Origin of the sequence: Paenibacillus phytorum (genome assembly GCF_013141715.1) — a bacterium.
In the GTDB taxonomy this organism is placed as follows: Bacteria; Bacillota; Bacilli; order Paenibacillales; family NBRC-103111; genus Paenibacillus_E; species Paenibacillus_E phytorum.
This window is the reverse complement of the sequence record NZ_WHOA01000133.1, coordinates 1-11,809: the sequence shown is the minus strand read 5'-3', so window position 1 is coordinate 11,809 and position 11,809 is coordinate 1. Positions and strand designations below refer to the sequence as shown.

Below are 11,809 nucleotides of genomic sequence, written 5' to 3'. Positions count from 1 at the left end.
AAATCTTCTTTTCATAATTTCAGATCGTTCTTAGCTAAATCCAAAGCTACGGCTATTTTAATCTGATTCGTTTTACTAAATCCCTTAATCAAATTGTCTATTGGATACAAATCAACTATCGGAGCTATTTTATTATCGTATCGATCCAAATCAATCTTAATAACTGTGGTTGTATCCACAAGAAAAGTGATAATATCTTCCCCCTGCTCCGGTGTCTACCTTCGCATGGATATATCATTAAAAGACGAATTCTTGAGGCTTGTAATTCTTTTCTATACGCCTCTTCTGTAAGAGTCCCTCTAAGTTTCATGATTTGCCCTCCTTTTCTAAAATGCTGAAGATTATTTGTACATTACTTAATCATGACTATTCCACGTTATCCTGCCCGTTACTTCAACGAGGCTGCCGAACCTAGTTTCATATTGAACAAACGTTCTGCTTGTTGGTAGTATACGGGGTCTGCTCACGAAACGGAATAAATCCGTACGCAAACCAGTCAGCCCCCCTTAAATTTTATACCCCTGTATCCTTTTAGCCTCCAAAATCAAATTATCTTTGTTGGGACATACAAATTGGTGAAGTTAACCAAATATATTCAATGGTATAACAAAGTGAAATGGAGGGTAAAAGGTTGTTTAGCTGTTTTCATGTCGAGGTCTCGGGAAACACAATTTTCGTGCGCCGTTATGGACAAGGACCGGCAATTCTATTGGTACACGGCTTCCCGCGCACAAGCCTGATGTGGCGATTCCTCGCGCCGAAGCTTGCGGAAAATCATACTGTGATTTGCGTAGACTTGCGCGCCTACGGCCGCAGCGGGATACCCGCCTCCAGCCACGATCACTTTCCTTATTCAAAGCGCGCGATGGCGAAGGAATTGGTTGAGGTGATGAGCAAACTTGGCTTTCCGACCTTCATATTGATCGGTCACGACCGCGGGGGACGCGTCAGCTACCGTATGGCCTTGGATCATCCGAAGAATGTGGAGCGTCTGGCCGTGTTTGATGTCATTCCGATTATCGAAGCGTGGAAACGGGCAGATGCGCGCTTCGCTCAAACCTACTGGCCCTGGAGTTTACTGTCGCAGAAACAACCGCTGCCGGAGTGTTATCTGCTCGGTGCTCCCGAGGCCGTCTTCCATAACCCCTTTGGCGAAGGTTCCTTCGGCCGCGAAGTCTTGCAAGAGTACGTTTCAACCTATTACAATCCGGCCCGCGTGCATGGTATCTGTGAGGAATATCGAGCTGCAGCGACGATCGATGTCGAACACGACCACGCGGACAAAGAAGCGTCGAAAAAAATTGAATGTCCGATGCTGCACCTGTGGGCGGAGGGCGGTTGGCTTGACACTTACTATGCAAAAGACGGCGGTCCGCTCGGAATATGGCGGCAATGGGCTCCGAAGGTGCAAGGGCAGGCGATAAAGGGTGGCCACTTCTTCCCAGAAGAGAATCCTGATGAAACGGCGGTTCTCGTGAAGCTGTTCCTCTCCTCTTAATGAAAGATGTGGTACTGCTTGCAGTTTCTACTTATCTGCTGAAGCAGGTGCATTTGGCTCCTTTCTTGACTGAACCGCCAGCCTACTGAATCTGTTTAAATGTGGCATACTCGCCGGGGTCTAATAGGGATCTGCTCACGAAACGGAATAAATCCGTATGCTAACCAATAATTACCATAGCAGACCCCTATACTGTTGTAGCCTGGGGTGGCGTTTGTGACCGAGGTTAAACCATCCGTTTAAAGGTTAGGTTTTTCAACCGAACCTTTGCGGAATATTCCTCTTTATCAAGGACTATCATAGGGTTCAAAGTCAGCAAAGATTCAATTTCGGAGTACCTACATCTACTTATACTGTTCTGAAACGTTGTGACACAAACAAAACATGCCATTATAAAATTTCAGGTTAATTCTAAAGGATACATCCGATATATTCCTCATTTATCAACGAACCCCCTAAAATAAAAAAGTGAATATTCACAAAAGTAAACTTTCACTAACGAACTCTATTTTCCACTAACGAACTTTATTTCTTATTAAAACTCAAAAAAGTTTGTTACTTGAAGGACTTTTTAAATGGTGGTAAGGGGAAAGCGGAAAATAAAGTTCGTTAATGATGTTTACTTTTGTAAAAGCTACTATTTTCCTCTGCCAGTATCATTATAGCCCGCCAAGCTCGAAAAAATGAGTTTATAAAGCTTGTTCACTCTTCTTGGAACTTTTTTGTCATGCTTAAGAAATAAGTTTTCTTGAGCGGTATCAATATCGTGGCCGTAAGTGGTGGGATATCGGATCGGCTACAGCTGCTTGCTGGAAGGAATAGTTGAAATGGGTATCTAAATGGGGGTATCGACCTAGTGCGGAACCATCCACTTGACCATATATTGATATTGCCAGCCAGCACCCAACTCACCCGTCACCCTCATTTAAACAACGAGAAAAAAACGGTCTGTATTCGCATCTATTTCGCGATAAGACCGTTTTGTTTTTTTGTGATGTTGTTTTAAAATGCAAAAGTCATTAAGATAATAACCAAAAGAATATAAAGAACCAAAACAGCTGCTGTGTTGTTAACACCATAACCTGCACAACTTGCACCACTCATATTTACTCATTCCCCTCAAGTAAATTTTCATTACGCTATAATCATACGCTCGGTACATAGTCATTGATTGGACATAAGTCTATATTTTGGTTCGTTATTCAATTATCGTTCTCCGTTAACGTAGCAAACCTAAGTCATCTGACCTTGTCTCTTTAATACCTAAAATTTTATAACTATTACTTACCAGCTGTTCATCTATTTCTCCATTAGTAAATAGAATGAATTCATTGGTAAAGCGATTAATTGGTGAGTTTTCAGCATTTAATAACGTAGCGTGATTAGACCAATCCTCAAACCATTTAAAGCCTTTAGACTGAATAAACCTCAACATTTCACTAACACAACGATAAACGGATTCTTCATCTTGTCCGAATACGAAATTATATTCGGGTCTAAAAAAGTCGCTATCAATTCCGTTTAACGCAACTGCCTCAAAAGAATCGCACAAGAATCTGACTCCTACATGTACCCTGAAACTCGTATCAAATGAAAACTTGTGTAAATGCAAAAATTCAATTCGATCCTTTTTTAATCTTGTATAGAAAGTTGGTTTGGTCCTCTTAAAATCAAATTGTTTTAAAGATAAAGCAAGCTTTTTTCTTATTTCCTCACAAATTTTCTTCTCTAACGCTTTATCCACTGAATTTATCCTCATTTCAGAATTTATCGATCGATTTAACCTTCATTCTACCAGTTACGGGTAGTCGCCTGCATTACATAATTGTAAGATGTCATTGAAGATTTCTGCCCGTCCCTCTAGCTCAATAGGCTACCGGCATGTCATTAGCCAACGTTAACAATTTCTTCTTGTTGATTCATTTTGCATTGTGGCAATAACACGTTGTTTTTGTCCAAAAAATCAGCATAGATATAAGTTATTGACTATATTTACGGTAATAGTTATATGTTCTTGTCCTCTTATATCAGTGCGATTACACTGCTTTTGAACAAAATCCGTATCCTGTACTTACTTTTGTGGTGATATCAAACGGCCCGGAATAACAAAAAAACAGGAGAAGATCCTATTGGGCCTTCTCCCTTGGCATTAATCTGTGAACCTGTACAGTTGTTCCCTTGTAAATGTCCACTCCGGGGATTTCAACTTCCCCTCAAACGCAGTGGAATACCAAGGATTCCCCTCCCCGTTATCCTCATTCTCCAGAATATGTATGTCTTGCGCAGGCGTGTAGCCCTGAGCTAAGATAAAGAGCTTTTCACCGGTCTTGGGGTTCTGAGCCATATCCAATACGACGATTGCATGTCCCGGCGTGCCCCCTTCCAGAAACACATCTCCAGCCTGCATCTCTGACAGCGGCACCTGCTTCATTTCCTTCGACAAGGACAACGTTCCCGCGTACGCAAATACCATGTTCAGATAACTTCGAAACACCTCGTAGCTGTCGGAGGCCGCTCCCCGTTTGGTCCATGAGACCTTGTTGCCGGAAACTTCAATCCGATTCCCTTTCCTCCATGTTGCATAGTCAGCTTTAAAGCCATTTGTAAAATTGAAGTGAATCTTATCATACTTGCCACTGCCATACAAGTATTCCGCCCGCAGCCTCATAACCGCATCGGCGCACTGCTGCAGATCCCGCTCCCCTACATCCACATCGAGCACGGCTTCGTAAACCTCTTTAGCCTTAAACTCCCCATTAAACAAATGGACCTTGGAGCCATGGGGCTTAAGAGGCAGATTCCGCAAATAATCCCCATATGACCCATCCTCTACAGGAACCCTCTCGTAACCGTTAGGAACGGCTATCCGTTCCATCACGTTTGTTCCATCCGCATGAATCAATTGTTGTTTGTGGGATTTGGTTCCCGTAAAAGCATCCGCGGCTTTCGACCGTTCCTCCCCTGCGGCGGAGCAGGAACTAAGCAGCAGCGCAGAAAGGGCAGTAACCGTTATCCATTTTTTCTTCAACAGCAGCAGCTCCGTTCATGGACCTTTGTCTATACTCTCTAGCCATTGGAAAATAGAGGCGTCGTTAAATAGACGATCCTCCGGAGCGAATAGTTGCTGCCTGAAGCCTGATTGAACAGAACTTTCAGCTGTGCAGTGCGGCTCCTTCCCGAACCGACTTAACGTCATATATTAGGGGAACAAGATGAAACTAAGATTAGCAACAATTCTTCTCTCTGTCATGATTATCTCGATCTTATTCGACGACAGAGAAGCCAGAAACCCAGTAACCACGCGGGTCAACCATCCCCCCTCCTCCACAAAGAGTGATGAGTAAGAAGCTTCTTCGTTAGCCGTATCAGGGAATAGGCTACTATCCCATTGAAGAACTGTCGTTTCGAAACGATCATATGTCTTGAGAAAATATAGTGTTAGACTGAACCCCTTGATGTTACGGGATTTGTGAATTGAATTATCGTCAGATTTATAAAATTAAGTATTAGACTGGCCCTGAAAATGAAACAGCGGCGGACTAGGACTCGAAAATAAAGTCTTAGACTGCCGCTGTTATATTGAGCTAATGTTCTCCGTTAGTGTGTAATGTTTCAGGTCTTTCTATCGTATCATCATTTCATTTATACTATGGATTTCTTTTCGATCTGCTTCTGTTCTGCTGTCAAAATAGTCATCCTCACTAATAATCGAAAGTTCGCCATTTCTAATGAAAGCTAACAGTCTGTCTGCTTCACGTTTAATCGGGAATATATATTCCTGTAGTTTCACGAGATCATTTATTAATGACGTTTTATACTCATCGCTAGTAGTTATGAAGTAAAGTGCAATGTATCGTAGAAACGTAAACCCGCCACAATAATCGTCGTATAATCTCTAGAAATGAAGTCAAGGTATTCGGTTTTATCAAGAATTCTTTCTAACTCATCATGACAATATATCCACTGTTCTAATTCAGACAAGGATATTTGATGTTTAATAAAGCGGTAAAAGAACCGATGTGCATCAATTCTGCTTAACATGCTATCCCCCCTTTCCAACAACACTCTTGTGCTAACCTGCCCAAGAGCCTAACGAGGCGGCCGGATTATCTGCCGATAACCTCGTCGGATTAGATATTGAGCTATAGTTTCTCTGAGGGAGCTGAGAAGGCTGCCGTTCCATTGCTGTCTGCAGCCTTCTCATGATGTTTATTGAACTATAGTCTCCGTTAGCAGCTTCCCGAATTACCTCGGGCGAACCAAGAAGCGTAAGCGACCGTAGCGTAAATACGTGTTAGGCGATACCGCCTTGAGCAACCCACAAATCTTATTCGTAACTATACTTTTTGATTAACGATTGATTTTTCTCATCGAGTTCTGATATTTTTTCCTTTGATTCTAGTAAATCTTGTTTTTCACTATCTGCAACTGTTTCAGAAAATTGAGTTGAATATTTATCAGAAGTTACTTCTGATTCACAGTCTCTAAATAGGAGAATAATGGTAATTAACAATAGAATAGTTCTCATCATAGGATTCTCTCCTCCCATCGTTTCATACATCTGGCGGTTTCGTCTATATCTTATTTACGAACTTCACGTATTCGTGAAGTTCGCTAAACTATCGTATCCGTTACGACTGCTCGCTCACATATTCCATTCCTCTTGAGGTCATTTTATATAATCCAGGATTTTTGTTGGGTTGGTATACAATAAATTCTAGTTGCTTATTATCAAAAGTCACAACACCATTCATGACCTGATTAAGATTTACGCTTTCAAATTTGTTACCGTTTAATTTTATTATTTCAGTTTCTGGAATCGTTCCTCCAGCGGATGTGATCAATTCTTTTTTACCGTCACTATCGATATCATATTCTTGGCAGTATTTTTCCAATTGAATAAATGATATAGGGAAGCCATTTTCAATTTTAATGTAGTGGGTAATCGGGGCGGATACTCCTTCTGATCCACGGATTTTAATGAGTGAAATGCCGTTGAAATAATTTTGAGAAATTTCGGTCTCGTCGGGATTTCCATATCCAATGATGCCCTCGATTTCGTAAATCTTGTCTCCAGTTTTAATACCAGCGTAGATGTTTTGAGATTCGCCACTTTTTTTGCTATATAGAACAACCGAAGCATCTTGTAGTTTTACTTCTTTAAGCTTCTTATTGACCACGTTCGTACCAATGGGTGATAGGCTAATAGTAGGTAATGTTACAGGCATATACTCTACTGGAACGATATTTTCTTTCTCTGGCTTAATGATAGTGCTTTCTTTTGTAGGTTTAGGTTGTACGGATGGCGTTATTTTTATGGTGGGTGGTTGTAATTGTTTTGGAGCGGTACAAGCGGTTAAGACTAGGCAAAGAAAAATCACGGAGAGTATCTTTTTTATAAATACACTTAAATGGTTAAGATTATTTGACATTTCGGTCCGCCGCCCTCGATTTTTTGAACTTCCTGCATCATTTCATTTACTACTTGACCATTGTTTACAATTGGTTCTTTATCAGGCTGTGTTTCGTGAGTATTGTTCATTGAACTGCCTCTTGTAAGGTTGTTTCTAATTATTTAGACGCTCAATACTCACAATAGTTACATCATTTTACAGAATTCGATTTTGGGTTGTTCAACTCTTCTGCCCGGTTTAATCACCCCCCCGGGTTGACTGATGACTTGCTTCCAAACGACTAAGGACTTCCTCAATACAAAAAAATATAATAAGCGTTCACCCAGTAGAGTGAACGCCTAATTACTTCAAATCTTTAATGTCTACTTCAAGACTTTATTTGTTACTTCAAAACTTATTTGTCATCCCACAGAGGGGGGGGGGCGGGAGACAACAAAGTTAGTTTTGAAGTGCAAGAAGCCAGCAAGCATAAGGATTTTCTGTTTTCTTTATGAAATATAAAAGACAAATAAAGTTCTGAAGTGGTTGTTTAGTTCAAAAAGGTTGAAATACAAGTAAGTTTTGAAGTACCTATTACAACCCTGTATTTATAGCTCTCATTCAACAAACGTATCCGTTAGTTCAATCTCTAACCCGACAACAACTTTTTCTCCCCCCATCGTGATTTTCCTTTTTTCAACTTTTTCCCGTTCGTTAAACAGGCTGCCGACCGGCAAAGCTCGTCGGCAACCGGACAATGTTCTTGACATTGACAAATGACAAGAACTTGATACGATCATAAATAAAGCCCGCAATTCAAGCAGACTTCATTCGGCTAATGTTCTTGTCATCCGACATCGGACGGCCTGTCACGTTGGTATAGTTTCCGAATAATGACCGTGACAACAACTTTATTCCACTAAACCCAAAAAAGCCGCGATTTACGCGGCACTTAATGAGATAAAGTTCTTGTCAACCGACACATGGCTGTGACAAGTCAGGTTAAGAGATCCTGAGCTCTTTACGTTTATAAAATTAAAAAGTATTATATACATTTTCACATTCTTTCGCCGTCGGTTCATAGAAACAGTGCTTCTTCCATCGTCCTACGAGCGGCTGATTATACCAAGTTGGCGGACATGGTCCGGGATTTTCGAACGTTCCTGGACGGAAATACCATAGGGAGAATTTGCCTGGCCAATTCCGCTCCCCATTCACAGTCCGTTGCGCCAGACGGCGTTCCCTCTCTCTTGCGTTTTGATAGTACATACCATGTTGCAATGCTTCGAACGCATGCGGCTGGTTGATCATTTGGGGAATTGTCCGGATTCCTTTAAAATCGGAGCAATTCGCTCTTATTCGGTTAATGCCAACATTTCCAACAAGGAGCATACCCATTTCGCCTTCGGTCTCAGCTTCAGCTCGAAGCAACCTAGCCAACATATCAATATCCTGTTTCCTAGCTTTTACGACTGCCATTGGCTCACCTCTTTAGATTTCTATACACATCATATTGTAGGTGAAGCGGATGTGTTACTCTGGCAGATAATAAATAGCCGTTCCACCACACTCTTCTGCCCTTTAGTTTAATAGCAAAAAGAGACCCACAGCAACGGGCTGAGGGTCTAAGTTTTATATTTTAAAGGGGGTCGAGTTTTATTATAAGCTTGATTCATTAATGTCACATGAAAATAAGATTTCAATTATGTTACATTTACCTAACTCTCTTTTCCCGGTAGTTGAGGAACGAAACCATCTATACACCATCCACACAGGAACCTCTTCTTTACATATACCATAGAAGTTCTGACTTCAAAGTACAACGTTAGTTCCGTCATTCTTTTTGTACACAATGTATCCAAAATCATCTTTGATAAAAGTAAAGGGGTTCACCACATTTTTATATCCCCCTGTTATTGTCCCTGGTTGTTGGAGTTCTTTTTGAGTCTCCGAAGCAAAGAGCAACTGTCCGTACTCGTATTTCTTATACGGAGAAAAATCAATACCGAATGTGTTTTGAACGTCTTGAATCACTGAATTTCTAAATACACTGATTTTAGTTTCCCACTCGTCTCCCTTGTGGTTGTAATCTGTAACGGTTGCCTTCCCTAGATCAACTCTGAAGGTAATTAGGTCTTGACCAAAAGAGGGACCATGGGAATGCTGAAATGTTTCCAACTGTACCTTAACCAAGAAGTGATACCTTCCTTGTTCCCTTATATCTATAATTTTTTGTTTCCAAAATTGTTTTCGTTCTCCATAGTAGCTATCAACTGCTTCAATTACATAAGGAAATAACATTGCAAATTGCAAATCCTCAAGAACTTCTTCGCTAGGAGCCTGCTGTATCGCTATGTTTGTCGACGTTGTTGCATTTGCGATGTTACCTTGTATTGGGTAAACAAGAAGCACAACAGCTAATAGAAATTGTATTCGCATAACCTTACCGCCCGCCCATGTTTTCCCAATAATATTCCATCAGAAACACTACATTATTCAACATTCCTGCCCGTTTAACTTAAAATAAAACAAAAAGAGCAGCTGCCGCTAAGCAAGCTCCTCAACTATAGTTCGCCTTTAGTTCAATCCTTTACCCAAAAGAAAGTCATCAGTCTTAATCGTCATCACGAGTATTATGGATAAGATACTTGTATTCATTTTCCCTGTATTCAACAGTGTGGTAAGAAGTCCAATAGTAATAAATTAGCCCTAATTCCTGTGCCATTCTATAGTAAGGCTTATTATCAAATAATTCGTCAAAAGTATGTGGATGTAACTGTTCAGATATAGGAGATGATTCACTGATCAAACCACGATTGAAAAATGGCTGTAAATCAAACTTGCTATCTTCGATACGAATTTCATCATCCCAATTGCAGATATACTGGCTAACCTCTTTATCACCATCAAACAACGTCATACTCCAACCATGGTCTTCTGCATAAACATAATGTAACAGAATTCCTGTATTATTACGTACAATAGAATCCAATGGTTCGAAATTACTATCCTTCACCACAAACGTTACTCAACCATTTTCCGCTGGAAAAATATATCCATCCTGATTGGATTTTTTCAGAAGATCCAAAACTTCTTGTTGTTCGTTACCACGAATATGATAGCTTTCACTAAATTGACTCATCCTTTATTCTTCCCTCATTTCATATAGTCCTGCTCCCAATAATTTCGACAATCATATAGATTTCACCTATCGTTGGGTTAGCGACAAAGAAAGTCTCATCATGAAGGCTCCAACTAGCAAGATTAGCAGTCTTGGTGTAAGGGGAACCTTACTGTAAGTTATCCTGCCTATTGAAGGCTGCGGTTCTATGCTGTCGGCAGCTTTCTCCTGATGTCTATTGAGCTATAGTTCACCGTTAGCGTAATGAATAAATTCAATCTGTTCCTCTTAAGAACTATCTATAAATGAAAATACATCAGGGCAATCAGCTTTTCCCGGCAAACGCCCATGTCTTGTTCAATTCAATCCTTTCCCTCCGATCGGTGAAGCAACCCGACCAGGTCTACAAAGTGACGCCCGCGCTCTTCAAAGTTACGATATTGGTCAAACGCAGTGCATGCAGGACTCAGCAGCACAGTGTCGCCCGGTACGGCCAGCTTGTGCGCCTGCGACACTGCTTCGGCCAGGCCTTCGCAGCGGACAATAGGCGGGCAACTCGGCACTCTGCGCGCCTCTGCCTCGATTTGACTGGCCGCTTCTCCAATCAACAGCAGCACCTTGACATGATCAGGCAGCAGCCTAGCCATCTCGTCAAACGGTACTTTCTTATCTCGCCCGCCGGCGATCAGCAGCACTCGGCCCACATGCGCATGCAGCGTGGCGACGGTACGGGCAGGGCTGGAGCCGATTGAATTGTTGTAATAATGCACGCCGCCCACAGTTGCTATCCACTGGTTTCGGTGCTCCACGCCGGCGAAGTTGCGCACCGTCTCCAGGATTGCCTCATCAGACACTGTCCCCCGCACGGCGGTCATGGCAGCCATAACGTTCTCCACGTTATACCAACCCGGCAAACGAATATCACTGATGGGTAATAGACCGTCGATTATGCCATCGTGGACAGTGTGCACGCCGAAATACTTGGTCCGTCCTCGCCCGCGCAGTTCGGCGGTCGCCGGATTGTCGCCGTTTAGGACGGCAATGTCGTTAGCACTCTGAAAATCCAGCAGGCGGCGCTTGGCGGCGGTATATTCATCCATGTCGCGGTGCCAGTCGAGGTGATTGGGCGAGAGGTTGGTAATCACAGCCACATGGGGAGAACGCTTCATGTCCATCAGCTGGAAGCTGGACAGCTCGACCGCGCACGCATCCAGCGGCGACATCTCGCCCGCGCGCGTTAGAAGTGGCGTGCCAATGTTGCCGCCCAGATGAACCGTACGCCCCCCGTCAGCCAGCATGTCTGCAATCAACGACGTGGTGGTGGTCTTACCGTCCGAACCGGTCACGCCAAAAATAGGACAAGGACACAGCGCAAAGAACTCCTCCATCTCACTGGTCACACGGCTGCCTCCAGCGCGGGCCGAGTCCAACGCCGGATGGTCTGGGCGCATGCCCGGAGTGCGGAACACTACGTCGCCCCCAACGCGATCCAGATAATTCTCCCCCAGGCGCAACCCGACGCCTAGATTGTCCCACTCCTCCCGGGGCAAGGCCGGGTTGCGGTCACGCACTGTGACGTGCGCCCCGGCCGAGCACAGCATGCGGATCAGTGGTGAATTGCTGACGCCGGCGCCGATGACGGTCACGTCCCGACCGGCCAGCGATTGGATATAGGTGTCAAAAGAAGGATTCATAAGCACCTCCGCTTAGAAAATGTCATTTAATCAAATATACCACATATTGGAACTATCCTGCCCGTTAGCTTAACGCCGCTTTTCAGTCAATCGTCAATCCTAG

11 protein-coding genes are annotated in these 11,809 nt (G+C 42.9%); 1 reads left to right on the top strand and 10 read right to left on the bottom strand.

Annotated features, from left to right (window positions below):
* Positions 1-631 precede the first annotated feature (631 nt).
* Complete coding sequence (locus tag GC098_RS20705) at positions 632-1,498, top strand: alpha/beta fold hydrolase (protein WP_216625357.1); 867 nt, start codon at positions 632-634, stop codon at positions 1,496-1,498.
* A 1,219-nt stretch (positions 1,499-2,717) separates the two neighbouring features.
* Here GC098_RS20705 and GC098_RS20700 read toward each other — a convergent pair.
* The 10 genes from GC098_RS20700 to murD form a co-directional block, all read right to left on the bottom strand.
* Positions 2,718-3,242: a hypothetical protein gene (locus GC098_RS20700; protein ID WP_171645150.1), complete on the bottom strand. Its 525-nt coding sequence runs from the start codon at positions 3,240-3,242 to the stop codon at positions 2,718-2,720.
* A gap of 405 nt (positions 3,243-3,647) precedes the next feature.
* The gene (locus tag GC098_RS20695) at positions 3,648-4,526 is read right to left on the bottom strand and encodes a DUF4846 domain-containing protein (protein WP_216625356.1); all 879 of its coding nucleotides are present in this window, start codon (positions 4,524-4,526) and stop codon (positions 3,648-3,650) included.
* A gap of 803 nt (positions 4,527-5,329) precedes the next feature.
* Positions 5,330-5,539, bottom strand: a complete 210-nt coding sequence (locus GC098_RS40150; RefSeq protein ID WP_246358779.1) for a hypothetical protein — start codon at positions 5,537-5,539, stop codon at positions 5,330-5,332.
* A gap of 286 nt (positions 5,540-5,825) precedes the next feature.
* Complete coding sequence (locus tag GC098_RS20685) at positions 5,826-6,029, bottom strand: hypothetical protein (protein WP_171645149.1); 204 nt, start codon at positions 6,027-6,029, stop codon at positions 5,826-5,828.
* Positions 6,030-6,129: 100 nt separating this feature from the next.
* Positions 6,130-6,930: a hypothetical protein gene (locus tag GC098_RS20680; RefSeq protein WP_171645148.1), complete on the bottom strand. Its 801-nt coding sequence runs from the start codon at positions 6,928-6,930 to the stop codon at positions 6,130-6,132.
* A gap of 578 nt (positions 6,931-7,508) precedes the next feature.
* Positions 7,509-7,661 carry a hypothetical protein gene (locus GC098_RS20675; protein WP_171645147.1) on the bottom strand — a complete coding sequence of 51 codons (153 nt, stop codon included), beginning with the start codon at positions 7,659-7,661 and terminating at the stop codon, positions 7,509-7,511.
* A 265-nt stretch (positions 7,662-7,926) separates the two neighbouring features.
* Positions 7,927-8,370, bottom strand: a complete 444-nt coding sequence (locus tag GC098_RS20670) for a cell wall hydrolase (RefSeq protein WP_147946783.1) — start codon at positions 8,368-8,370, stop codon at positions 7,927-7,929.
* A gap of 333 nt (positions 8,371-8,703) precedes the next feature.
* Positions 8,704-9,330, bottom strand: coding sequence for a DUF3888 domain-containing protein (locus GC098_RS20665; RefSeq protein WP_171645146.1), 627 nt, complete (start codon positions 9,328-9,330; stop codon positions 8,704-8,706).
* A gap of 175 nt (positions 9,331-9,505) precedes the next feature.
* Complete coding sequence (locus tag GC098_RS20660) at positions 9,506-9,883, bottom strand: hypothetical protein (RefSeq protein ID WP_171645145.1); 378 nt, start codon at positions 9,881-9,883, stop codon at positions 9,506-9,508.
* 491 nt (positions 9,884-10,374) lie between these two features.
* Complete coding sequence (gene murD / locus GC098_RS20655; RefSeq protein WP_171645144.1) at positions 10,375-11,706, bottom strand: UDP-N-acetylmuramoyl-L-alanine--D-glutamate ligase; 1,332 nt, start codon at positions 11,704-11,706, stop codon at positions 10,375-10,377.
* Positions 11,707-11,809 lie beyond the last annotated feature (103 nt).

Bases quoted from the DNA above. Each gene is read 5' to 3' on its own strand.
- GC098_RS40150 (WP_246358779.1), bottom strand. From the start codon at position 5,539: ATGTTAAGCAGAATTGATGCACATCGGTTCTTTTACCGCTTTATTAAA.
- GC098_RS20685 (WP_171645149.1), bottom strand. From the start codon at position 6,029: ATGATGAGAACTATTCTATTGTTAATTACCATTATTCTCCTATTTAGA.
- GC098_RS20680 (WP_171645148.1), bottom strand. From the start codon at position 6,930: ATGTCAAATAATCTTAACCATTTAAGTGTATTTATAAAAAAGATACTC.
- GC098_RS20675 (WP_171645147.1), bottom strand. From the start codon at position 7,661: ATGTCAAGAACATTGTCCGGTTGCCGACGAGCTTTGCCGGTCGGCAGC.
- GC098_RS20670 (WP_147946783.1), bottom strand. From the start codon at position 8,370: ATGGCAGTCGTAAAAGCTAGGAAACAGGATATTGATATGTTGGCTAGG.
- GC098_RS20665 (WP_171645146.1), bottom strand. From the start codon at position 9,330: ATGCGAATACAATTTCTATTAGCTGTTGTGCTTCTTGTTTACCCAATA.
- murD (WP_171645144.1), bottom strand. From the start codon at position 11,706: ATGAATCCTTCTTTTGACACCTATATCCAATCGCTGGCCGGTCGGGAC.